This is a genomic window from Desulfarculaceae bacterium (genome assembly GCA_020444545.1).
Lineage (GTDB): Bacteria > Desulfobacterota > Desulfarculia > Desulfarculales > Desulfarculaceae > Desulfoferula.
Window position 1 is genome coordinate 16,556 of record JAHLKT010000008.1, and the last position, 21,930, is coordinate 38,485.

20 protein-coding genes are annotated in these 21,930 nt (G+C 68.8%); 12 read left to right on the forward strand and 8 right to left on the reverse strand.

What is annotated here, in order from left to right; translation table 11 throughout:
• The first annotated feature begins 35 nt into the window (after nucleotides 1-35).
• The 3 genes from KQH53_18835 to KQH53_18845 are packed head-to-tail and all read left to right on the forward strand — an operon-like array spanning nucleotide 36 to nucleotide 1,982.
• Nucleotides 36-830, forward strand: a complete 795-nt coding sequence (locus tag KQH53_18835; protein ID MCB2228738.1) for an enoyl-CoA hydratase/isomerase family protein — start codon at nucleotides 36-38, stop codon at nucleotides 828-830.
• A complete protein-coding gene (locus KQH53_18840) occupies nucleotides 823-1,452 on the forward strand; it encodes a hypothetical protein (GenBank protein ID MCB2228739.1) in 630 nt (209 codons plus the stop codon). The genes KQH53_18835 and KQH53_18840 overlap by 8 nt, the downstream gene beginning before the upstream one ends.
• Nucleotides 1,449-1,982 (forward strand): hypothetical protein, encoded by a 534-nt coding sequence (locus KQH53_18845; GenBank protein ID MCB2228740.1) that lies wholly within the window; start codon nucleotides 1,449-1,451, stop codon nucleotides 1,980-1,982. The genes KQH53_18840 and KQH53_18845 overlap by 4 nt, the downstream gene beginning before the upstream one ends.
• Nucleotides 1,983-2,100: 118 nt before the next feature.
• On the opposite strand, the gene KQH53_18850 is transcribed toward KQH53_18845, so the two are convergent.
• The gene (locus tag KQH53_18850) at nucleotides 2,101-4,071 is read right to left on the reverse strand and encodes a PAS domain S-box protein (protein ID MCB2228741.1); all 1,971 of its coding nucleotides are present in this window, start codon (nucleotides 4,069-4,071) and stop codon (nucleotides 2,101-2,103) included.
• Between the two features lie 192 nt (nucleotides 4,072-4,263).
• A complete protein-coding gene (locus KQH53_18855; GenBank protein ID MCB2228742.1) occupies nucleotides 4,264-4,476 on the reverse strand; it encodes a zinc ribbon domain-containing protein in 213 nt (70 codons plus the stop codon).
• A 139-nt stretch (nucleotides 4,477-4,615) separates the two neighbouring features.
• Between KQH53_18855 and KQH53_18860 the strand changes: the two genes are divergently transcribed.
• The 3 genes from KQH53_18860 (at nucleotide 4,616) to KQH53_18870 (ending at nucleotide 8,590) form a co-directional block, all read left to right on the forward strand.
• Nucleotides 4,616-6,052, forward strand: a complete 1,437-nt coding sequence (locus KQH53_18860) for a sigma-54 dependent transcriptional regulator (GenBank protein MCB2228743.1) — start codon at nucleotides 4,616-4,618, stop codon at nucleotides 6,050-6,052.
• 261 nt (nucleotides 6,053-6,313) lie between these two features.
• Complete coding sequence (locus tag KQH53_18865) at nucleotides 6,314-7,354, forward strand: hypothetical protein (GenBank protein MCB2228744.1); 1,041 nt, start codon at nucleotides 6,314-6,316, stop codon at nucleotides 7,352-7,354.
• Between the two features lie 471 nt (nucleotides 7,355-7,825).
• Nucleotides 7,826-8,590, forward strand: a complete 765-nt coding sequence (locus tag KQH53_18870; GenBank protein MCB2228745.1) for an alpha/beta hydrolase — start codon at nucleotides 7,826-7,828, stop codon at nucleotides 8,588-8,590.
• 13 nt (nucleotides 8,591-8,603) lie between these two features.
• Here KQH53_18870 and KQH53_18875 read toward each other — a convergent pair whose 3' ends face one another.
• A complete protein-coding gene (locus tag KQH53_18875) occupies nucleotides 8,604-9,107 on the reverse strand; it encodes an NUDIX domain-containing protein (protein MCB2228746.1) in 504 nt (167 codons plus the stop codon).
• Nucleotides 9,104-9,430, reverse strand: coding sequence for a hypothetical protein (locus KQH53_18880; protein MCB2228747.1), 327 nt, complete (start codon nucleotides 9,428-9,430; stop codon nucleotides 9,104-9,106). Before KQH53_18880 ends, KQH53_18875 begins: the two co-directional genes overlap by 4 nt.
• Nucleotides 9,431-9,574: 144 nt before the next feature.
• Here KQH53_18880 and KQH53_18885 point away from each other — a divergent pair, with 144 nt between their 5' ends.
• From KQH53_18885 to KQH53_18900, 4 genes are all read left to right on the forward strand, one after another.
• The gene (locus KQH53_18885; GenBank protein ID MCB2228748.1) at nucleotides 9,575-10,378 is read left to right on the forward strand and encodes an enoyl-CoA hydratase/isomerase family protein; all 804 of its coding nucleotides are present in this window, start codon (nucleotides 9,575-9,577) and stop codon (nucleotides 10,376-10,378) included.
• 2 nt (nucleotides 10,379-10,380) lie between these two features.
• Nucleotides 10,381-11,046, forward strand: coding sequence for a nitroreductase (locus tag KQH53_18890; protein ID MCB2228749.1), 666 nt, complete (start codon nucleotides 10,381-10,383; stop codon nucleotides 11,044-11,046).
• Nucleotides 11,047-11,229: 183 nt separating this feature from the next.
• Nucleotides 11,230-13,875: a PAS domain S-box protein gene (locus KQH53_18895; GenBank protein ID MCB2228750.1), complete on the forward strand. Its 2,646-nt coding sequence runs from the start codon at nucleotides 11,230-11,232 to the stop codon at nucleotides 13,873-13,875.
• Between the two features lie 72 nt (nucleotides 13,876-13,947).
• Nucleotides 13,948-15,927, forward strand: a complete 1,980-nt coding sequence (locus tag KQH53_18900; GenBank protein MCB2228751.1) for a diguanylate cyclase — start codon at nucleotides 13,948-13,950, stop codon at nucleotides 15,925-15,927.
• On the opposite strand, the gene KQH53_18905 is transcribed toward KQH53_18900, so the two are convergent.
• Complete coding sequence (locus KQH53_18905; protein ID MCB2228752.1) at nucleotides 15,924-16,634, reverse strand: Crp/Fnr family transcriptional regulator; 711 nt, start codon at nucleotides 16,632-16,634, stop codon at nucleotides 15,924-15,926. The genes KQH53_18900 and KQH53_18905 overlap by 4 nt on opposite strands.
• A gap of 246 nt (nucleotides 16,635-16,880) precedes the next feature.
• On the opposite strand from KQH53_18905, the gene KQH53_18910 reads away from it, so the two are divergent.
• The gene (locus KQH53_18910; protein MCB2228753.1) at nucleotides 16,881-19,838 is read left to right on the forward strand and encodes a hypothetical protein; all 2,958 of its coding nucleotides are present in this window, start codon (nucleotides 16,881-16,883) and stop codon (nucleotides 19,836-19,838) included.
• Between the two features lie 11 nt (nucleotides 19,839-19,849).
• Here KQH53_18910 and KQH53_18915 read toward each other — a convergent pair whose 3' ends face one another.
• The gene (locus KQH53_18915) at nucleotides 19,850-20,071 is read right to left on the reverse strand and encodes a DUF2905 domain-containing protein (protein ID MCB2228754.1); all 222 of its coding nucleotides are present in this window, start codon (nucleotides 20,069-20,071) and stop codon (nucleotides 19,850-19,852) included.
• Between the two features lie 136 nt (nucleotides 20,072-20,207).
• Here KQH53_18915 and KQH53_18920 point away from each other — a divergent pair, with 136 nt between their 5' ends.
• On the forward strand, nucleotides 20,208-21,107 hold the full coding sequence (locus KQH53_18920; GenBank protein MCB2228755.1) for a 2-dehydropantoate 2-reductase: 900 nt from the start codon (nucleotides 20,208-20,210) through the stop codon (nucleotides 21,105-21,107).
• A gap of 72 nt (nucleotides 21,108-21,179) precedes the next feature.
• Here KQH53_18920 and KQH53_18925 read toward each other — a convergent pair whose 3' ends face one another.
• Nucleotides 21,180-21,494: a hypothetical protein gene (locus tag KQH53_18925; GenBank protein ID MCB2228756.1), complete on the reverse strand. Its 315-nt coding sequence runs from the start codon at nucleotides 21,492-21,494 to the stop codon at nucleotides 21,180-21,182.
• Nucleotides 21,491-21,850, reverse strand: a complete 360-nt coding sequence (locus KQH53_18930; protein MCB2228757.1) for a hypothetical protein — start codon at nucleotides 21,848-21,850, stop codon at nucleotides 21,491-21,493. Before KQH53_18930 ends, KQH53_18925 begins: the two co-directional genes overlap by 4 nt.
• Nucleotides 21,851-21,930: the final 80 nt, after the last annotated feature.

Sequence of the window (21,930 nt, forward strand, 5' to 3'; positions counted from 1 at the left end):
CCTCTTATGGTGCGTATTTGACCGAGGAGAGGGTCATGCCTTCCTATGAAACCCTGCTGATCGAGGACCGGGGCCCGGTGCGCCTGATCACCCTGAACCGCCCCAAGCTTTTCAACGCCCTGGACTTTGAGAGCGGCCCCGAGCTGATCGCCGCCCTGGAAGAGGCCGGGCGCGAGGATTCGGTGCGCGCCCTGGTGCTCACCGGAGCGGGCAAGGCCTACAGCGCCGGGGCCAACCTCAACCTGGTGCAGGAGATCATGGGCCAGGGCAAGGACCCCGCGCCCTTCTTCTCGGACCTGGCGGCCATCTTGCACCGCAGCATAAGCACCCTGCGCCGCCTGCCCAAGCCGGTGGTCTGCGCCCTCAACGGAGTGGCCGCGGGCGGCGGGGTGGGCTGGTGTTTGGCCTGCGACATGGTGGTGGCCAGCCGGGCCGCCCGCCTGGAGCCCGCTTATATAAAGATAGCCCTCACCCCGGACGGGGGCGGCACCGCCTTCGTGGGCCGGGTGCTGGGCCTGCACCGGGCCAGCCGCTTCTACATGCTGGGCCAGGGGATGAGCGCCGAGGAGGCCTACGCGGCCGGGCTGTTCACCGAGCTGACCGAGCCGGGCCAGGAGCTGGAGGCGGCGCTGAAGCTGGCCGCCGAGCTGGCCGCCGGGCCGGCCACCGCCCTGGCCCAGACCAAGACGTTGCTCAACCAGTCGTTGTTCGGCGACCTGGAGACGGTGATGGAGAACGAGCGCCAGAGCCTGTGCGGCGCCGCCCAGAAGCCGGATTTCCTGGAGGGCGTGGCCGCCTTCCAAGAGAAAAGGAAGCCCAAGTTTGCCTGAGCCCGGCCCCCAGGACGCCCCCTCCCCGGAGACTCCGCCCCCGCCTCCGCCTCCCTCGGCCTTGCCCTGGGAAGCGCCCGGCGCGGGAATCAAGGAGTTCTTCCTGAGCACCTACGGGATCATGGCCCGGCCCTCCTGGGCCCTCTCGGCCCCGCCGGGGGGCGGCTGGTACCGCTGGGCGGGCTTCGCCGTGGCCATTTGGTTCGTGGTGTTCATCGCCCGCTATATGCTCTCCTGGGCCTGGAGCATGGGGGCCACCGGCGGCCTGGCCATGGTGGCCTGGGGCGTGGTGGGCATGCTCATCCAGGCGGCGATTTTCCTGCCCCTGTTCAGCGGGGCGGTGTATCTGGCCCTGAACCTGCTCCTGCGCGGCCGGCCCGTCCCGCCCTATCCCCTCATCTTCCGGGCGGTGTGCTACAGCCAGGTCTCCAGCGCGGCCATGCTCTTGCCCATGGTGGGCATCTTCGTGCACATCGGCTGGAACATTTGGCTCATGGCCGTGGCCTTGCGCGCCGGCCTGGGCCTGGAGCGGCGCACCGCCATGTTGGCCGTGGTGCTGCCCATGGTGGGCTTTTTCGTCCTGGGCTTCCTCTTGGCCAGCCTGGGCCTGGCAATGCAGTGAGCGAGACGGCCGAGCGCCCCCTGGCCTGGGAAGAGCGGCACGGGCCGCTGTGGGGCCTGCCCTCCACGGCGTGGGCCGTGGCCCGTCACCCCTGGTTGAGCTTCCACGCCGCGCCCCGGGGCAGCCTCGTCCTGGCGGCGATTTTCGCGGTGCTCTGCACCCTGATCCCCGGCGGCATCGCCCTGGCCCTGGGCGCCTCCCCGGCGGGGCTCACCCCCTGGCTGGTGCTGTTGGGCTTCATGCCCCTCAACGCCATCATCATCCATGTAATGTTCCTCACCCTGGGCGCGGCCCCCAAGAACCCCTCCCCCACCCTCAGGGTGGCCTGCTACGCCCAGGCCCCGGCGCTCATCTCCTTCGTGCCCTACGTGGGCCTGGCCGCCTTTGCGGTGTGGAACCTGGTGATCCTGGTCTACGGCCTGGCCGCCGCCTACAAGACCCCCATCCGGCTATCCCTGGTGGCCAACCTCATCCCGGTGGTGTTCTCCCTGGCCCTGTCCCTGGCCGGGGCGGGGCGGCTGTTCTCCTGATCAGGAGGGCGGTTGGCTTTCGCCACGCTCTACCCAACCCACTAAAAACTAAATGATTTTATGTAAATAGCCTAGGTTGGCTAGAGGAGCCCTGGCCCCGAGACCCAACAGGCGCCTTCTAGGCGGTTGGGCGCGGCGGCTCTTGGGGCTCCGGGACGCAACTTCGCACCGGCAGCACCAGGGTGAAGCGGGCCCCGCCCCCCAGGGGGCAGGAGTAGGACACGTAGCCGCCGTGCTCCTCCACGATCTTCTGGCAAATGAGCAGCCCCATGCCCGTACCCCGGGAGCCCTTGGTGGAAACCAGGCTCTGGAAAAGGCGCTCCCCCACCTCCCCGGGAACCCCGGGCCCGTTGTCCTCCACCGATATGGTCACCTGATTGCGGCCGCCCGGGGCGCATTCCAGCACCACCCTCCCGCCCTGGGTCGGCGGGGCCTCGGCCAGGGCGTCCAGGGCGTTGGCCCCCAGGTTCATGAGGGCCCGCTTGAGGGCCACGTGGTCCAGAAGCACCGCCTGGCCGGCCGGGCTGGGGCGCGTCTGGAGTTCCACCCCCTGACCAGCGGCCCGCTCCGAGAGCAGGGAGGATACGTCGGCCAGCAGATGGTTCAGGTCAAAGGGCCTGAGCTCGCCCAGGCGGTAGTCGGCGAAGTACAGCAGATCCTGGGCCATCTGGGACACCCGGCCCACGCTGGTGTTCACCATGCCCCAGCCCTTTTTGAGCAACTCGGAGTCATTGGCGTCCAGGCCCTCCTGCACCAGGTAGGAGGCGTTGCCCAGGCCCTGCAACAGGTTCTTGATGTAGGGGGCCAGGCCGGTGAGGGTGGCCCCCACCGCGGCCAGGGCGGCGCTCTTGGCCACCTGCTCCTCCAGGGCGCTCTTGTCGCTGATGTCCAGGAAGTTGCCCACCAGGCCGGCGGCCGGCCCGCCCTCCGGGTCCTCCACCCGGCGGACGCGCCCCTCCAGGATGCACTCCAGGCCCTTGGCGCAACGGCTGCGCACCTGGATCAGTTCGCTCTCCCCCCGCGAGCCCAGGGCCTCGGCCAGGGCCCGGCGCAGCACCGGGCGGTCCTCCTTGACCAGCAGGGAGGTAAGGTCGGCCCCGGCCAGCTCTTTGCCGGGCTTGCCCAGCACCCGCTGGGCCTCGGGGTTGGCCAGGCGCAGGCGGCCGTCGTCCTCCATGAGCAGGATGGCGTCCGGCGCGTTGCTCACCAACTGGCGGTAGCGGCGGTTCAGGGCCTCGGTGCGCCGGACCACCCGGCCGGCCATGTCGGCGATGGAGCGCGAAAGCACCCCCAGCTCGGCCGGGGCGGGCACCGGGGTGACGAAATGCTCCTGGCCCCGGGCCAGCTTGTCCACCTCCCGGCTCATGCGCCTGACCGTGCGGCTCACCGCGAAGATGACGCTGAGGCCGATTATGGTGGAGATACCCAGGAACAGGGCCAGGGCGAACCACAGGGTGCGGCCCATCTCGGCGCGCAGGCGCTGGTCCAGCCCGGCCAGGGAGAGATCCACGTCCAGCACCCCCAGCACCTTTTGGGCGGGGGGATGGGCGTGGCAGGCGGCCCCGGAGCAGCTCGCCTGGTTGTAGATGGGCAGGATGGTGCCCAGCACCCGCTGGCCGCCCTTGGTGAATATGCGGTGACGGTCCTGGCTGGGCAGGCGGGCCAGGGGTTGGTCCTGGGCGTGGCAGGCGAAGCAGGCCTCGGCCTTCTTGTCCACCAGGGAGCCGGTCTCGGCCGGGCGGGTGGAGAAGATGACCCGGCCCTCGGCGTTCATGATGCGCACCCGCTCCACCCCTGGCCGCCGGGCCACGTCCTCGATGGCCTGGTAGAGGTGGCCCCGCTGGCCGCCCATCATGGACAGGAAGGTGACCCGCCGGAGAGTGTCGGCAAAGGTGGCCCCCTCGGCCACCACGGCCTGGGTGAGCTGCTGGCGATGCTGCATGATGTTGAAGTAGGCGGCCAGGCCCACGGCCAGGAAGATGACCACCCCCACCGGGAAGGAGAGCTGGAAGCTCAGGGAGCGCCAGGGGCGCCGGGCCAGGCGCCCCAGCCTTTCCCAGGCCCGTCCTATGTGGGAAGCCTCGCTCAAACTAATTCCCCCGTCCACTTGGCGGGAGCCCCAAGGCCCTCCCGCCCGTAGGGTTTCATTCTGCTTTGCCGCCCGGCCGGCTGGCAAGCCCCGTGTCGGATGGGGGAAAAAGCGGGCAAAAGAAAACCCCTCCCGGATCGGGAGGGGCCTCGCAAGGATTCTCGGCGCGGACCGCGCCGCCGCTTAGCCTGCTCAGGAGAAGCCCGAGCCGCCGCAGCCCCGGTTGGAGGCCGCCGCGCCGCTGGCCAGGGAGCTGAGGCCCTGGCCGCCCGAGGAGAAGCAGCTCATCTGGCGCTCCTTTTTCTTGGAGCCGCATTGGGGGCAGTCCACCGCGTCCTCGCTGCCCATGACCAGGGCTTCGTACTGGTGGCCGCAATCCTCGCACTTGTACTCATAGATGGGCATGATGCTCTCCCCGTGTTCGCTATCGGTTTAAAAGATAACCAGGAGAGAGGGGTTGTCAAGGCGGGGGGCGGCGGGGCCTTGTAAATCCCGGGGCCATAACTCAAAATGGAGGCGAAGCAACCGCGAGAAAGGACCAGGCATGGCCGTTTCCGGCCCCTTATCCATATTGCTGGTGGCCCGCACCAAGGCCCTGGGCAAGCGCTACCAGGAGTGGCTGGAGAGCCCCGAGTTGGCCGTGAGCGCGGCCACCGGCCCGGACGAGGCCCTGGCCTTGGCCGACCAGAGCTACTTTGACCTGGTGTTTCTGGCCGAGCATCTGGGCGGCAAGTCCACCGGGGCCTTTTTACAGCGCCTGGTGGAGGCCTTTCCCGAGACGGTGGTCACGGTGCTCAGTGAGCAGCCCAGCGCCGAGGGCGCGGTGGAGGCCCTGCACCGGGGGGCCTTCAACTACCTGCCCGCCCCCGAGGGGGCCGAGGACCTCCTGGCCGCCCTGAACACCGCCCGCGAGCACCGCCGCCAGCGCCGCCAGCGGGCCGAGCGCCGCCGCCGCGACACGGTGAGCTATGACGTGGAAAACCTGGTGGGCACCAGCCGGGCCATGCAGGAGGTGTTCCGCCTGATCCACAAGGTGGCCCCCACCGACTCCACGGTGCTCATCCTGGGCGAGAGCGGCACCGGCAAGGAGCTGGTGGCCCGGGCCATCCACCACCAGTCCCCCCGGCGCGACAGCCCCCTGGTCACGGTGAACTGCGGGGCCATCCCCGGCGAGCTTTTGGAGAGCGAACTCTTCGGCCACGAGAAGGGCGCCTTCACCGGCGCGGTGCGCACCCGGGTGGGCCGTTTCGAGCTGGCCCAGGGTGGCACCATCTTCCTGGACGAGATCGGCGACATGCCACCGCTGTTGCAGGTGAAGATCCTGCGGGTGTTGCAGGAGCACGCCTTCGAGCGGGTGGGCGGCACCCGCACCATCGAGGTGGACCTGCGCGTGTTGGCCGCCACCAACCAGGACCTGGCCGCGCGGGTTAAATCCGGCGACTTCCGCGAGGACCTTTTCTACCGCCTCAACGTGGTGCCCATCGAGGTGCCGCCTCTGCGCGAGCGCAAGAGCGACATCCCCCTGCTGTGCGACTTTTTCCTGGAGCGCCTGGCCAAGCACAAGGGCCTGGAGCTCAAGGAGCTGGCCCCGGAGGTGCGCGAGCGGCTGTTGCGCTATGCCTGGCCGGGCAACGTGCGCGAGCTGGAGAACCTCCTAGAGCGCATGGTGGTCTTGGCCGAGGGCGAGGTGATCGGCCCCGACGCCCTGCCCCCCAAGCTGGACGGCGAGACCATGCCCCCCGAGGCCGGGGCCGACGGCGAGGTGCACGCCCTGGAGCTGCCCCCCGAAGGCCTGGACCTGAAGGCCACCCTGGAGCAGCTGGAGGCCCGACTCATCGCCCAAGCCCTGGAAAAGGCTGACGGCGTGAAAGCCCAGGCGGCGACGCTGTTGGGGCTCAACCGCACCACCCTGGTGCAGAAGCTCAAGAAGCTGGGCGAGGTGCGTTACCGGGGCGGCGACCGGGGCAAAACCCAAGAATAAGAACCGCCTGCCCGCCGGGGGACTATTGACAGGCCCCCGGCGATGCTGTTAGATTTCTCCCTGGCTCCTCCGGAGCCGCTTGCCCATGATCGGCAATCCCCTCCAGCTCATGATTGGCTGGCGCCGAGCGGGACTATGTCCCGCTGTGGTCGCGACGCACTCCCTCGTTTTTAGGGAAGGTGGAGCCCAGCGGTATGGCCATGACTCGCCAAAAATTTTTGAGAAAGGATTTCCAGAGGCGGCGAATTTAGGAGAGGCTTCATGGGCGAAAAATTCTTCCGGGGGATTAATCTGGTCGCGGCGACGGTGACCACGTTGGGCGTGCCATACGCCCTCTACAACTACTACCAAGGCCGCGAACCCAACATGGTCATCTTGATCATTACGGTGGGCGTCTTGCTGGTGCTCGCATGGGCCATCATCTCGATCCAAAGTTTTTGGGTGGTCAGAGCGCTCAAGGCCAGGGACGACCAGCACGAGAACAAGTGCGGTGAGTTGAACCAGCGGCACGCGAAGCAGATAGGCGACTGTAAGGACCAGGCCACGGCCGAGTTGCTGGCCATGCAGGAAATGTATCTTAGCAAGGAGAAAGAGCTGCGCCAGGTGATCGCAAAGCAGGGGCGCTACATTGACGCAATGCCCGATTTCCGGCTTTCCCTGCAAAACCTGCGCAATTGCTGGCACATGCTCCACGACGACGGCGATTCCATGGGGGCCATGCAGCTTTTGAACACCTCCATACAGAACCTGGCCGCCTGTTTCAGCCTGGCCACCGGACGGGCCTGCCTGGTTCAGCTAAAGACAACTTACTATCTCGATGGCCAAGGACCAGGCGGGGCCAGGTCGCTCATGGTGGACCATCTCTGCAACAGCCACGCCTTGCCGTGGATGTTGCCTATGGGCGCGGAAGACAGGGTTGTCACCAACGTTGATTTCGATTTTTTCGCCAACCGGCCGGCCCATGGCTGGTATTTCAACAACGACCTGTCAAGAGGCGATTACATCAATAAAGAGTACAGCAACGGACGGACCAACGGTGGCCCCCGCAACTTCTTGTCCACCATCGTGTGGCCCATTCGTTGGATGGGGCACAACGAAAATGAAGGGCCAAGGTACCATTACGAATTGGTCGGGTTCCTGTGCCTGCGTTGTGCGGAGCGGGATGCGTTCGACGAAAACGTCGACGCCTATGCCGGCTCGGTGTGGGCCAACGCCGCCTTCCCCGTAATAAGCACTATTGCCAGGCTTCGAGACAACCACACGGAAGAAGAAGTGGGGGTGCAACCCCCCTTGGAAGGATAAAGGTCATTAACGTCTACCGTCAGGCCCCCCGGCCCCAAGGTCGGATCTTCAGGACCTGACGGGACCCCCTGGCGTTGACTTCGCGGCAGGCGGGCCATAACCTAAAAGATAGGAATTGATCGGGAGGCCATTTATGCAGACGGCGCTGGATACCCACGGAGACTGGTTCCGGGGCGTGGAATTTGACCGACCTCGAAAGACCGCCATCATCAGGGGGGAGTCCCGTTGCGGGACAGTTTATGAACTGCGAGTCCCCTTGAGATCGTCCAACGGAAACGGCCGCAAGCAGCCCCGTGCCGCTTTAGCGCAAGTCCACGAGGAGGCTTCGCCGAGCCCCTCGTAAGCGCCTCCCCTTGCCCCTGGCACGAGGCAAAGGCCGCTACCGCTCAACGTGGTGGCGGCCTTGAATGTTTGATTAACCGCATGATAGCTTGAGCCCGCGATCCCCCACACAAGGAGTAGCGAACGACCATGTGGCCCGAGGGCATGACCAACGGTGAGATCGGTTTTTATCAGGGGCGGAGCGGCTTCGATCCCTCGCGGCCTTCTTTGCTCATGCTGCACGGCGCAGGCAGCCGGGGAGAGGGCTTTTTGCCCCAGCTCTCGAGGCTGGACGGATTGAACACAGCCGCCCTGGACCTGCCGGGGCACAGGGGCACGCCGGGGCCGGGTTGCGACCAGATCGAGGCCTACGCCGATTGGGTGGCCGGGCTCTTGGCCGGCGGTCCGCTCAAGCCGGTGCTCTTGGGCCATTCCATGGGCGGGGTGGTGGCCATGACCCTGGCTCTGAAGCATCCCAAGCTGATCAAGGGCCTGGTGCTGATGAGCACCGGCGCCCGCCTGCCGGTCAACCCGGCCCTGTTACAGGGGCTCAAGGCCGACTTCACCGGCACGGTGAATATGATCGTCAAATGGTGCTACGGCCCGGAGGCCGACCCCGCCCTGCTCACCCAAGGGGTGGAGCAGATGTGCCAGGGCGACCCCACGGTGATGCACGACGACTTCGTGGCCTGCGACCGCTGCGACCTGTCCTCCCGCCTGGGCGAGCTGAAGATGCCCTGCCTGGTGCTGGTGGGCGACAAGGACAAGATGACTCCCCCGGCCCTGGGCGAAGAGCTGGCCGAGGCCATCCCCGGCGCGGAGCTGAAGCTCATCCCCGGCGCGGGGCATATGCCCCAGCTGGAAAAGCACCGCGAGGTTAACGCGGCGCTGAGCGAGTTCATGTCACGCTTCTAAATTTCAGATTGCTTTAATCCGGCAGCAGGGCCAGCACCGCCTCCAGGGAGGGGGCGGAGACGGCGTGGTCTCCGGCCAGGGCGCGGGCCTCGTGCAGGGAGAACAGGCCCATCTGGCTGATCTCCTCGGGGTCGGGCGCGGGCTCGGCGGCGCTCACCGCGTGGTAGACCCCGGTGAACTCGTTCTGCGTGGCCGCGCAGGCCTCCACCTTACCCAGAAACATGAGTTCAAGCTCCAAGCTCAGCTCTTCGCCCAGCTCGCGGCGGGCGGCGGTTTCGTAGCTCTCGCCGGGGTCCACGTGGCCGCTGGCCGAGGAGGTCCACATGTGGGGGTAGGTGTCCTTCAGGGCGCTGCGCTTTTGCAGCCAGAGGCGGCCGTCCGGGGTGAAGACGAGTACATGCACCGCGCGGTGCTTTAGGCCCTGGGCGTGGATCTCGCCCCGGGTGGCCAGGCCCACCTCGCGGTCTTGCCCGTCCACCACGGGCAAGAGCTCGCCCGGGTTGGTGGCCGGGCTCACGCCCCCTGCCCCAGGCGCTGGCGGAAGAAGCCGGCCAGCTCGGGGGGCACCGGGCTAATGCGGCGGTAGGACATCTCCGGGTCGCTGAGCAAAAGCCACAGGCCGCCGCGCTGGCGCACCAGCTCGGCGCTGGCCCCGGGGCGCTGGGCCAGCTCGGCCGCCTCGCGGGCCAGGGACCGGTAGAGGCGGTAGAGACGGAACACCCGGCCGCCCCTTTGCCCGGCGAAGCGGGCGAAGTTGCGGTTGCGGCTGGGCGGGTCGGGGTCGGCCAACAGGGCGGCCACCTCGGCCAGGGCCGCGTCCGGGGCGGGGGCCGGGGCCATGGGTCTCTCCGGGTTGGTTCGATATGGTCTCTTTGGCCCCAAGTCTAGGGGCGGGGAGGCGGACGGTCAAGGCCGCCTTGCCAGGCAAGAGCGCCTGTGGCAAGCTTTGGGACACCGATTTCGACCAAAGCAAAAGAGCCGCCCATGACCCCCAGCCCGGCATACGTACGCATAGAACGGGACGGCCCCGTGGCCGTCGTGACCATGGACAACCCGCCCACCATGAACGCCATGGACACCGAGATGGGCCCCCGCCTGGCCCGGGCCCTGGAGGGCCTGGCCAGCGACGAGGCCGCCCGGGTGGTGATCCTCACCGGGGCGGGGGGCAACTTCACCGGCGGGGGCAACCTCAAGCGGGCCGGGGAGTATCTGGACGAGCACCCCGGCTCGGGCGCGGGCGGGCTCTTCGCGGGCTATTTGCAGTTCGTGGTGCGGGTGGTGCAGGCGCTCATCGGCCTGCCCCAGCCGGTGATCAGCGCGGTGGAGGGCGCCGCCTCGGGGGCGGGCCTGGCCTGGATGCTGGCCAGCGAGCTGGTGGTCATCGCCCAGGACGCGCGCATCGTGCCCGGCTTCGTGGCCGCGGGCCTGGTGCCGGCGGCCGGAGCCACCTGGCATCTGCCCCGCCTGGTGGGCAACCAGCGGGCGGCCCACAGCCTGATGCTGGGCAAGACCATGCGCCCGGACCAGGCCCTGGAGCTGGGGCTCATCGAGCGCATCGCCCCGCCGGGCCAGGCCCTGGCCGTGGCCAAGGAGCTGGCCGGGGAGCTGGCCCAAGGGCCAAGCGCGGCCCTGGCCGCCACCAAGCGCCTGTTGAACGCCTCGTTGCGCGGGGCCATCGACCCTCATTTGGAAGACGAGCGCCGCGCGGTGATCGCCGCCGCCGACGACCCCGAGTTCGCCCGCCGGGTGCGCCGCTTTTTGGCCCCCGGCCGGAGCAAGAAGGAGTGAGCATGGACTACCGGGAAGTGCTGGACAAGCGTTTTTCCTGCCGGGCCTACCAAGACAAGCCGGTGAGCCGCGAGGCGGTGGAGCGCATCGCCGCCCTGGCCCAGCGCTCGCCCTCCTGGGGCAACACCCAGCCCGCCCGGCTCTACGCGGTGGGCGGCGACAAGGCCAAGGAGATCCGCCGCCGCCTGGTGGACGCCATGCTCTCCGAGCGGCCCCAGGACCCGGACCTGGGCATGCCCACCGAGTTCGAGGCGGGCATGGCCGGGCGCTACAAGGACCAGGGGCGGCGCATGTTCGCGGCCCTGGGCATCACCCGGGAGGACCCGGCCAAGCGCGAGGCCCACTACCAGAACAACTTCGGCGCCTTCGGCGCGCCCTGTTTGCTGTTCATCACGGTGCCCAAGGGCCAGAGCGCCTATGTCCTCTACGACGCGGGGGCCTTTGTGCACGGGCTTTGCCTGGCCGCCGCCGCCGAGGGCCTGAACACGGTGATTCTGGCCGCCCTGGCCCGCTTCCCCGAGGAGGTGCGGGCCGTGGTGCCCCTGCCCGAGGACGAGGCCCTGGTGGTGGGGGTGGCCCTGGGCCATGGCGAACTGGAGGCGCCGGGGGCCAAGTTCCGCTCCACCCGGCGGCCCCAGGAGGAGGTGCTCGCCACCTTTGATCTTTAACCATGAATTCGCCGCCGCCCCATTGAGCCCGGCGGCAAAAAAGTCTATTATGCGGATTAGTTTTTTCTGAGTTTTTCGCTAGTCTACCTGCCCGTTCAACTTGCATCGGCATCCTGTACCCGACCGCGGGCATGGTTAGGTGCGGCCTTTGCCGCATCATCCGGCCCAGGCAACGGACAGGACATGAAACAGCCACCCTCCAAAACCGCCTCCCGCCTTTGGCAAGCGCTGCGCCGGGCCCTGTCTCCGCCCCCGGTGCACCCCGACGGCGGGAGCGCGCAGTGGCGGGAGCGCATTCTCTACTTTCTGCTGGGGCCGGGTCTGGCCCTGGGCATCCTGGCCTTCCTGATCGCCCTGCCCTTTTTCCTGCGGCAGGGCCATTACTACGTGGTCTTCATGGATTGTCTGGTGGCGATCGGGACGGCGACGATCTTCCTGGCCCGCCGCCTGCCCTACTGGCTGCGTTCCGGCGCGGTGCTGACCCTGGCCTACGGGCTGGGAACGGTTTTATTGTTAAAAATGGGGCCGGTGAGCGGCGGGGCCCTGTGGCTGTTCGTGGTGCCGATCATGGCCGGCATCCTCCTGGGCATCCGGGCCGCCATGGCCTGCCTGCTGCTCAACTGCCTGGCCCTGGGCCTGATCAGCCTGGTGGCCTATAACGGGCTGCTGCCCTGGGCCGGAATGGTGCCCTACGGCCTGGAACGCTGGCCGGTTATCGCCCTGAGTTTCATGCTGCTCAACGCGGTGACCACCGTGCCCACCGCCATGCTGGTGGACAGCCTGCAAAAGGCGGTGGAGCACCAGCGCGAGATCTCCCACGAATTGGAGAAAGGGCGGGTCCAACTGGCCCAGGAGGTGGCGGTGCGGCGGCGGGCCCAAAAGGCTCTGACCGAGAGCGAAAAGCTCTACCGCCTGGTCACCGAGAACGTGAGCGACGCCATCTGGGTGCTGGATTTGGCCACTCTGCGCCTGAGCTACGTCAGCCCCTCGGCCCAGCACACCCTGGGCTACAGCCCCGAGGAAATGCGCGGGCTGAAGCTGGAGCAGCTGCTCGCCCCCGACTCCCTGCGGCTGGCCATGGACACCCTGGGCGAAGAGCTGGCCCAGGACGACGGCCCCGTCCCCCGGCACCGCTCCCGCCTGTTGGAGCTGCAACACCTTTGCAAGGACGGCAGCTACATCTGGGCCGAGGTGCCGGTGCGCTTCATGCGCGACGAAAACGGCAAGCCGGCCGGCGTGCTGGGGGTATCGCGGGACATCACCGCGCGCAAGCTGGCCCAGGAGGCGCTGGAGCGCTCCGAGCGGCGCTACCGCGACCTGTTCGACTCCATCAGCGACATCATCTACACCCAGGACCTAGAGGGACGCTTTTTGAGCGTGAACCGGGCCACGGCCGAGCTGTTCGGTTATGCCCCCGAAGAGCTGGTGGGCAAGAAGGGGTCGGATTTCATGCTCCCCGAGCACCGCCGGTCCTTCGAGGAGAGGTACCTGACCAAAATGATCCAGGACGGCGAGATGGCGGGCACCAGCCAATACCTGGACAGCCACGGCGAGCGGCGCTACATCGAGTACCGCAGCGCCCTGGTGCGCCCCGAGGATGGCGAACCCTACATCAGCGGCATGGGCCGCGACGTGACCGAGCGCATCCAGGCCCGCCGCGAGGTGCGCCAGCTCCAGACCCAGCTGTTGCAAAGCCAAAAGATGGAGGCCGTGGGCACCCTGGCCGGGGGCATCGCCCACGACTTCAACAACATCCTGGCGGTGATGATCGGTTACACCGAGCTGGTTCTGGATGACATGGAAAATGATTCGCGCCATCGCCCCCAGCTGGAGCAGGTGGTCCGGGCCGGGGAGCGGGCCACCAACCTGGTGCGCCAGATACTGACCTTCTCCCGGGTGAAGGACGGCAACCGGAACTCCCTGGTGCTCCAGGATCTGGTGGCCGAGGAGCTGGAACTGCTACGTCCCTCCTTGCCGGGGCGCATCGAGCTGGAGACCGAGCTGGAGGCCCCCGGGGCGGCGGTCATGGCCGACGCCACCCAGGTGCGCCAGGTGCTGTTGAATCTGGTGACCAACGCCTCCCAGGCCATGGAGCAAAACGGCGGTAAGCTGACCGTCGGCCTGCGCCGGGTGAGCATGTCCGCCGTGCGGGCCGCGGTCGAAGGCGGTCTGGAGCCCGGCGAATACCTTCGCCTGGAGGTGCGCGACACCGGGCCGGGCATGAGTCCCCAGGTGTGCCGCCGCGTGTTCGAGCCCTTCTTCACCACCAAGGAGGTGGACCAGGGCTCGGGCCTGGGCCTGGCGGTGGTGCACGGCATCCTCAAGGCCCACCATGGGGCGGTGACGGCGCGCAGCCAGCCCGGCAAGGGCGCCGCCTTCACGGTGTATCTCCCCAGCTTCTCGCCGGAGGGCCAGGCGCCCCAGGCCGAGGCCCCGGCCCAACAGAGCCAGCCCGGCGGAGGCGAAAGCATCTTGCTGGTGGACGACGTGCCCCAGCTCCTGGCCGTGGCCAGCCTGCGGCTGAGCCGCCTGGGCTACCGGGTGAAGACCGCCGGCTCCGGCGAGGAGGCCCTGAGCGTCTTCTCCGCCGCGCCCCAGAACTTCGACCTTCTGATGACCGACCTGACCATGCCCGGCATCTCCGGCGAGGAGCTGGCCCGGCGGGTGGGCGGCATCGCCCCGGAGCTGCCGGTGATCATCGTCACCGGCTACGGCCACGAGCTGGACACCAGAAACGCCCCGCCCAACGTGAAGCAGGTGATCGGCAAGCCGGCTTCGTTGGACGAGCTGGCCCAGGTGGTGCGCACGGCCCTGGACCTGGGGCAATAGTCCGAAGTAATCTGGAAGCATAGACATCCAGGCAACCCAACCTGCCCTTGGTTTAGCCGGGAGACTTTTTCCATGATCCGCCAAGCTCGCAGACCCTTGACCCGCACCAGCCCCACAGTCTATTTCCTCAAACTGTTCATACCGTTGTTCATCTTGATGGTAGGCACGGCCATCGTGGTGGGCCTGTTGTTGCAGGAACGCCACGTGCGCGAAATCCGGCACAACCAGGTGGAGCACGTGCGCCTGGAGCGCGAGGTGCTGCAAACCGACATCCAGGCCCACATCAGCGATGCGGTGTACCTGGCCGACCTGACCTCCCTGGCCCTGGCCAACCCCGGCGCCGCCATGACTCCGGAGCAGGTCCTGGAGCGGGCCTTCTATTACTTCAGCCGGGAGCAGAGCGTCTACGACCAGGTGCGCTTCCTGGATGCCCAGGGCAAGGAGCGGGTGCGCATAAACAAGAGCCTCAAGGGGCCGCTGGTGGTGCCCCCGGACAAGTTGCAGGACAAGAAGGACCGCTACTACTTCAGCGACGGCATCAAGCAGGAGCCGGGCCAGGTGTACATATCGCCCTTCGACCTGAACGTGGAGCATCACCAGATCGAGCGGCCCCTGAAGCCCACCCTGCGCTTCGCCTCGCCGGTGCGCTCGCCCCAGGGCGGCAAGGCGGGCCTGGTGGTGCTCAACTTCCTGGGCTACCCCCTGCTGGAACGGCTGCGCCGGGCGGGCAAGGCCGGCGGGGGGGATATGTACCTGGTCAACCGGGAGGGCTGGTGGCTGGTGGGGCCCTCGCCGGACAAGGAGTGGGGCTTCCAGATCGTGTCCCGCTCCGCCCAAAACATGAGCAGGGTTTTTCCCAAGGCCTGGGAGGACATCGCCTCGCACCCCGAGGGCCAGGTCTTCACCCCCAACGGCCTGTTCACTTTCCAGATGGTCCGGGTGCTCAACCAGGCCGGCGAGCTGGGCTCCGCCCTGCCCCAAGGCAAGCTGGACGACCTGTGGTGGGTGGTATCGCGGGTGCCCTCCAAGGCCCTGATCCTGCCCTGGCGGGCCACCCAGATCGGTCTGGTGCTGGGCGGGTTGGCCTTGATGGCGGCGCTGGTGTGGTTCTGGGCCCTGTCTCGCTCCCGCAGGGCGCGCGCGGAAATGGAGGTCCAGGAGCAGCAGCAGCGCCTGGAGGCGGTGAGCAACACCGCCCAGGACGCCATCGCCATGATCGACTCCCAGGACAAGGTGCAGTTCTGGAACCGGGCGGCCGAGAGCCTGTTCGGCTACTCCCGCGAGGAGGTCATGGGCCAGGAGCTGCACCACCTCGTCTCCACCCCCGAGGTGCGCGCCATGGCCCACAAGGGCATGGAGCTGTTCGCCCAGTCCGGCCAAGGAGCGGTCTTGTCGGGGCTCAGGGAGGTGATGGCCCGGCGCAAGGACGGCACCAGCTTCCCCGCCGAGATAGCGGTGTCGGCTTTCCAGATGCACGGCCAGTGGTTTGCCGGGGGCAGCGTGCGCGACATCAGCAACCGCAAGAACTACGAGCGCGAGCTCAAGCGCCTGGCCAACACCGACGCCCTCACCGGGGTGTTCAGCCGCCGCCGTTTCCTGGAGCTGTCCGGGCAGGAGATCGCCCGCTCCCGGCGCTACGGCGGCCCCTTGAGCCTGCTTATGCTGGACCTGGATCACTTCAAGGCGGTCAACGACACCCACGGCCACGAAGTGGGCGATTTGGTGCTTCAGTCCTTTGTAAAGGCCTGCCAGGCGGTGCTGCGCGAGGTGGATATCTTCGGCCGGGTGGGCGGCGAGGAGTTCATGGTCACCTTGCCCGAGACCAGCGCGGAAGGCGCCCTCAAGGCGGGCGAGCGCCTGCGGGCCTCGGTGGAGGAAACCGTGGTGCGCGCGGGCGGCAAGGAGATAAGGTTCACGGTGAGCATCGGGGCGGCGGTGTGGCGCGAGGGCCTGGACCTGGAGACCCTGATGGGCCGGGCCGACGAGGCGCTGTACCGGGCCAAGGAAGGGGGCCGCAACCGGGTGGCCCTGGCCGAAGAGAACAAGTCCTAGCCCGCTCCGCCCACCGCCACCACCAGGCTCTTGCCCCGCTGCACCACCTTGCCCGCCTCCTTGAGGCCCTTCAGGGCCCGGGTGATGCTGACCCGGTGGGCCCCCACCAGGAAGCTCAGCTCCTCGTGGGTGAAGGGCATGGGCAGCTCCAGGCCGCCGGAGGCCTGGCGGCCGTGCTCCTGGGCCACCTGCAACAAGACCTGATAGAGCCGCTGCTCCAGGTGGGTGGCCGACATGCTGCCCACCCGCTGGGTGAGGCGGTCGATGCGGCGGCTGAGGTTCTTGATCACCTTCAGGCCGATGGCCGGGTGGGCCAGGACCAGCTTTTCGAACACCGCCTGGGAGAAGCCGCAGGTCAGGGTGGGTTCCAGGCACACCGCCGAAACCGGGAAGCGCTCGCCCTCGCTGTTCAAGAGGTTCTCGCCCAGCACGTCGCCCCCGCCCCGGATGTCCAGGATCACCTCGTCGCCCGCCTCGCTGAGCTTGGTCAGCTTGACCCGCCCCGCCTTGATGAGAAACATGTGGTCCGCCGCCTGGCCCTGGCTAAACACCGCCTGGCCCGGCTCGTAGCGGCGGCGCAGGGCGCGGGAGGCCAGGGCCTCCATCTCCTCGGGCTCCAGCCCGCTGAATATGTCCAGATTGCCCAGACAGGTGGGGTCCAGCTTCATGTCCGGCCCGGCCATCTGCTGGCAAAGGCATTTGCCCATAAGGTTCTCCCGCTCCGGCGGCGGGCGGGCCCCGCCGCGCAAGTGGCGCATAGTCCTATATTATCCTACCGCCGCCCGGCTTCGGGCGCGGTAGCGGACGCTACATTGTTGTGAATAAAGCGAAAACGGTTGACATGCCCGAAAGCAAAGCCATACTTTATTGATATTGTGTATTAATAGGCCCGGCCCCACGGGGTGGGCGCCGGAAGCCAGGGAGTCGTTTTGGGTCCGCTTCCCGAGACCGCCATGGTTGAGCTGCAAACCCTGGCCGCGCGTTTGTGCGGCTTGCTGGAGCCCTGGGCCCCGCCGGAGCAGATAGGCCAAGAAGGCCTGGAGCTGGCGGCCGGGGAGCTCGCCGCCCTGCGGGCCCAGGTGGACCAAGGCCGTCTGGAGCTGGCCACCCAGGTGAAGAAGGCCCGCGAGGCCCTGGCCGAGGCCGACGCCATGGCCGGCGCCGCGGGCAAGACCGCCCCCGCCCTGCGGCGGGCCCGCCAGGGCGCCGCCGGGGCCCTGCAAAGACTTCTGGAGCGCCTGGGCGAAGCCCGCCGCCATCTGGAGCTTCTGGACCAGGCCTCCGAGCTATATCCCCAGATAATCAAGCAGGCCCGCAGCCACCTGGCCGCCGGGCTGACCCTTCCCGCCCCTCCGGCCCACGAGGCCCTGGACCTGGCCTGGCAGGCCCACCGCGAGGCCCGCCGGGCCCAGGGACGCTGCGCCCGCCTGTCCGGGCTGGCCCGGCGCATCCGCGCCGCCCGCCCCCGCCTGGAGGATCGCGCCGCCAAGCTGCACCGCCAGGCCGCCGAGCTCAACCGCGACCTGGCCCAGCGCCGCGAGCGTTTGGCCGAGTTGGAAGAAGCGGCCCTCATGTTGGCCCCGGGCGAAAGCGAGGCCACCGAGCTGGAGGCCCTGCGCGCCGGGCTGGCCGGGGCCGTGGGCGCGGCCCGCGAGCTGAACCGCCGCTGCCGCGAAAACGACCAGGCCCTGGAGCGCCATCACCAGCGTCTGCTCAAGGTGAGCAAGGCCTGGGCCGCCTCGCGGGAGCGCTGGAGCGAGCACGCCGCCCGGCGCAGCGAAGCCGCCGGACAGGCCCTGTCCCTGGCCCGGGAGCGCGGACGCGGGGCCGAGAGCCTGGAGCTCGCCGCCCAGGGACTGGGCGAATTGCTCTGGCCGCTACGCCCGGCGGAGCTGGCCCCGGAACTGGAAAATCTGGCCGTCAAGGCCCGCGCCCTGCGCCAGGCCGCCGAGCAGGAACAGGCCCAGGCCCTGCGCCTGCAAAAGGGCGACGAGGAGCCAGCGCCCCTGCCCGATGAGGAGGACGGCAAGCCCCCGGCCTCCCAGGCCCCGCCGGTGGATCTGGCCGGGCTGGCCGAGCTGAGCCAACAGGCAGACAACCTGGCCGAAGCCCAACGCGCGGCAGTGCGTGAGGCCCGGGAAAAAGAACGGGAGCGCCTGCGCGAACGGGCCGGGCTGTGGGCCGGGCAGCTGCGCCAGGCGCGCCTGGAGTCGCGCCGCCTGCACGCCTTGGTGGCGGAGATCAAGGCCGGTCACGAGGCTGCCCGCCAACAGGAGCGGCGCGCGGCCGAGGCCGAGCTGGCCCGCGCGCGGGCCGAGAGCGAGGCCGCCCGCCAAAAGGAGCAAGAAGCCGCCGCCCAACGGGCCGAGGCCGAAGATCGGCACCGAGAAGAAGTGCGGGCCCTGCGGCGCAAGGCCGCCGACTGGGGCGACCAACTGCGGCGGGCCCGGGCCGAGGCCCGGCGGCTGCAAGAGCTGACCGCCCGGCTAAAGGCCGGCGAGGAGGCCGCCCGCCGGGAGGGCCGGGCCGAGCTCGCTGTCCTGCAAGCCGAGGCCCAGAGCCTGCGGGAGCAGGTGGAGCGGCTCAGCGGGCAGCTCAGCACCGTGGCGCTCATGGCCACCCTGGCCCCGCCCCGGAGCGAGCAGCCGGTGGCGCGGGTGGTGGTTCTGGATCCCGAGCAGGTGGAGAGCTTCCTGGCGCGGGTGGGCAAGGCCAGCCGCCGTCTGGCGAAGGCCAGCCGCCACACCCTGGGCCAGTTGGCCTTGATCCTGGCCCTGGGCTGCGGCCTGGTGCTGGCCCTGCCCGGCCTGCCGGCCACCGCCACCCTACGCGACCACATCCTCCGGGTGAGCACCCCCCGGCTCTCGGCCAGCGCCCTGGCCCCGGCCCCGGAGGCCCGCCTGGAGCTGAACCTGGTGCCCCTGACCAGCAAGCTCATGCCCCTGGCCCTGTTGGACGACAAGGCCTTCACCGGGCTGGCGGACCAGGCGGGCATGAGCCCCTACTCCCTGTACTACAGCGCCCGGCGCGACCGCCCCGGCCTGGCCGTGGTGGACAGCGCCCGTCTGGAGGAGCTGGCCGAGCAGGCCAAGGCCCTCAAGGAGCGCCACCCCGGCATCTTCGCGGATATGCGGCGCGGGGGGCTGCCCGCCGGGTTCGGCGAGCTGGTGGCCGCCTCGCCCGCCGCGCCCTCGGCCCTGGATCATTTCTCCGACCGGCTCTACCAGGATTACCGCCGCCTGGGCTACGGCCGGGGCGAGGCCCTGACCACCGTGGCGGCCAGCCGCCGCGCGGCGACCGAGCTGGTGAAAAGCGAGCCTTTGCCCTCGCGCTACTACGGCCGGGTGCGCCCCATCCGCTCCCTGGAGAGCATGGGCGCCGAGGAGTTCCTGGCCCGCCTGAGCCCCTACATCGCCGACCGCTGCCGCGCCTTCCTGGCCCTGATGGGCCGCCGGGCCCAGGCCGACCTGGAGGGCTACGCCCGCGACCTGGCCTTTGACATGTACGCCGCGGCCAAGAAGTTCGGGGTGCCGGTAAGCTACCTGCTCACCATCGCCCACCAGGAGACCTTCTACGCCAACGTGCTGGGCGACGACAACCGCTCGGCCAGCCCCTTCCAGATTTGGCGGCCCACCCTGCCGCGCATCATCCGCTCCATGCGCGCCGCCGGTTTCGCGCCGCCGCCCCAGCGCATCAACCTCCAGCACCACCTGACCATCGCCACCGAGCTGGCCGCCTTCCATCTGCGCGAGCTGATGCAGGACGCGGTGGTGCGCGCGGGCAAGCGGCATCCGGCCTACGTGGACATGGACAAGGTGATGCTACGCTACAACGGCTCCCGCCTCTACGCCGGCCGGGTGGCGGTGCGCCGCGCCGAGCTGGACCGCTTCCTGGCCAAAGCCGGTTCCTAGCGCCTCCTAAATTATTTGCGGAAAATCCAGAAGAGAAGGGTCAGCAGCAGGCTGAGGGCTATGCTGGTGCCCAGGGGGAAGTAGAAGGAGAAGTTCTTGCCCTTGTAGGAGAAGTCTCCCGGCAGCTTGCCCAGCCAGGAGAACAGGCCCCAACCCCGCCCCAGCCAGAGCACCGCGCCCAGCCCGGCGATGACCAGGCCCACGATGAACAGCATTTTGCCGATCTGCGGCATGGGCGACCTCCCGCCCCCAAGATATCGCCGCGGGGCGCGCGGGGCAAGGGGCCGCCGGGCCGGGTGACGCCCGGCGATTTTGGGGCATAATTGAAAGCGACCCGCGCGGGAAACAATCGCCAACTTGGGAGCGGACATGAATCAGATACAGACGGTGTGGGTGGTGGGAGCCGGGGCCATGGGCTCGGTGCTGGCCGCCCTGGTGCACAAGACCGGCAAGGCCCAAGCTTACTTGGTGGGCGCCAGCCCCCACTGGCAAAAGGTGGGCGAGGAAAGCCTGACTTTCGAGACCGTGGGCCAGGGGGTGGAGCAACTGCCCATAGCCACCCGCGCCTGGGAGGATCTGCCGCCCTTGGGGCCCACGGATCTGGTGCTGCTCACCGGCAAGGCCACGGACATGGCCAAGGTGGCCGAGAAGCTGCGCCCCCGCCTGGGCGATGAGGCGGGCATCTTCAATGTGCAAAACGGCCTGGGGGTGCGCGAGCAGGCCGAGCGCCTTTTGGGGCGGCCGGTGGAGGCGGGGGTGGCCTTTTTCGGGGCGCACAGCTCCGGCCCCGGCACGGTGAGATTCTTCGGGCCGGGGCGCGTGGTGATGGTCCCGGGCGCGGCCGGCGAGGCGCTCAGGGAGCTGCTGCCCGACGGGACGCCCCGCTTCGAGCTGGTGGATGATTACCGCCAGGCGGAATGGGGCAAGCTGGCCGTCAACTGCCTGGCCAATCCCCTGGCGGGGCTGTTGAACCTGACCAGCAAGGAGCTGACCCGGGCCTCCCTGGACCCGGCCAAGGAGGCAATCCTGGCCGAGGTCAAGGCCGTGGCCTCGGCCGAGGGGATTCAGCTGGAGCTCACCGTGGCCAAGTTCAACGCCATGCTCAACAGCGCCAACATCCCCTCCCTGCGCACCGACGTGGAACGGGGCCGCCCCACGGAGATCGGCTTGCTCAACGGGGCCATCGTGGAGCTGGCCGCCAAGCACGGCATCCCGGCCCCGGCCAACCAGCTGGTCACCTCGCTCATCGAGACCCTGACCGGCAAGTAGAGGCGGCGCCGGCCGAGGGCCGGGGCGCGGGGGGTGCGGGGTTGCGCCCGCCCCGGCCGGCGCCGCGAAGCTTTAGTGCACGGTTTCGCTTTCGGCCCTCAGGCCCTGGGCCGCGCCCAGGAGCCTCAGCTTCACCGCGCCGGGCAGGCGCAGCTTGTTCTCGCGGGTGCAGGGCACCTCGGCCTCGCCCAGGGGGCTGGTCACGCCCTCCCAATCCAAGAGGATGTAGTCCAGGATCTCGTCGTTGAGCGCGGCCTTGGGCAACTCGCCCCGCCGCTCCAGGGCCAGCAGCGCGGCGCTGTCGATGCGGCGCAGGGTGAAGCAGGCCTCTTCGAGGCGCAGGGTGAAGCGCTCCTCGGGGTCGATGATCTGAATGCCGTGGCTCATGGCTCTTCTCCGTTGGTGTCGATGGCAAAGGCCCGCTCAATGAGCGCGCTCCGGGCCCCGGCGGGCAGGCGGCGGGCGGTCTCCGGGGAATAGGGCGCGGGCTCGCCGCGCAGGCCGCGCACCCCCTCCCAGCCCAGCAGCACGTGGGCGGCAATGGCCGCGTTCAGCGCTTCGGGGGGCAGCCATATTCGCGGCCCCGCGCCCTGGGCCCCGGGCAGCAGGCGCATCTGCTGGCGCTCGATGGCGGCCAGGGCCCCCAGGGACAGGCGACGATAGAAAAGCCGCGCCCCGCCCAGCTCCAGGCTCAGGCGCTCGTCGTGCCCCACCAGGCTCATATCGCGGTTCGTCTCGCTCATGGTGCGGTTGTATCGCGGCCCCGCGCCCGTGGCCCAGGGAGGGGTCTCGCAAAATGAGCGCCGCCTTTCCCTCGCGGAGG

What these genes read in the sequence shown, in the direction of transcription:
- KQH53_18835 (MCB2228738.1), top strand. Translation starts at nt 36, where the DNA reads ATGCCTTCCTATGAAACCCTGCTGATCGAGGACCGGGGCCCGGTGCGC.
- KQH53_18855 (MCB2228742.1), bottom strand. Translation starts at nt 4,476, where the DNA reads ATGCCCATCTATGAGTACAAGTGCGAGGATTGCGGCCACCAGTACGAA.
- KQH53_18860 (MCB2228743.1), top strand. Translation starts at nt 4,616, where the DNA reads ATGGCCGTTTCCGGCCCCTTATCCATATTGCTGGTGGCCCGCACCAAG.
- KQH53_18865 (MCB2228744.1), top strand. Translation starts at nt 6,314, where the DNA reads ATGGGCGAAAAATTCTTCCGGGGGATTAATCTGGTCGCGGCGACGGTG.
- KQH53_18870 (MCB2228745.1), top strand. Translation starts at nt 7,826, where the DNA reads ATGTGGCCCGAGGGCATGACCAACGGTGAGATCGGTTTTTATCAGGGG.
- KQH53_18880 (MCB2228747.1), bottom strand. Translation starts at nt 9,430, where the DNA reads ATGGCCCCGGCCCCCGCCCCGGACGCGGCCCTGGCCGAGGTGGCCGCC.
- KQH53_18885 (MCB2228748.1), top strand. Translation starts at nt 9,575, where the DNA reads ATGACCCCCAGCCCGGCATACGTACGCATAGAACGGGACGGCCCCGTG.
- KQH53_18890 (MCB2228749.1), top strand. Translation starts at nt 10,381, where the DNA reads ATGGACTACCGGGAAGTGCTGGACAAGCGTTTTTCCTGCCGGGCCTAC.
- KQH53_18895 (MCB2228750.1), top strand. Translation starts at nt 11,230, where the DNA reads ATGAAACAGCCACCCTCCAAAACCGCCTCCCGCCTTTGGCAAGCGCTG.
- KQH53_18900 (MCB2228751.1), top strand. Translation starts at nt 13,948, where the DNA reads ATGATCCGCCAAGCTCGCAGACCCTTGACCCGCACCAGCCCCACAGTC.
- KQH53_18905 (MCB2228752.1), bottom strand. Translation starts at nt 16,634, where the DNA reads ATGGGCAAATGCCTTTGCCAGCAGATGGCCGGGCCGGACATGAAGCTG.
- KQH53_18910 (MCB2228753.1), top strand. Translation starts at nt 16,881, where the DNA reads ATGGTTGAGCTGCAAACCCTGGCCGCGCGTTTGTGCGGCTTGCTGGAG.
- KQH53_18915 (MCB2228754.1), bottom strand. Translation starts at nt 20,071, where the DNA reads ATGCCGCAGATCGGCAAAATGCTGTTCATCGTGGGCCTGGTCATCGCC.
- KQH53_18920 (MCB2228755.1), top strand. Translation starts at nt 20,208, where the DNA reads ATGAATCAGATACAGACGGTGTGGGTGGTGGGAGCCGGGGCCATGGGC.
- KQH53_18925 (MCB2228756.1), bottom strand. Translation starts at nt 21,494, where the DNA reads ATGAGCCACGGCATTCAGATCATCGACCCCGAGGAGCGCTTCACCCTG.
- KQH53_18930 (MCB2228757.1), bottom strand. Translation starts at nt 21,850, where the DNA reads ATGAGCGAGACGAACCGCGATATGAGCCTGGTGGGGCACGACGAGCGC.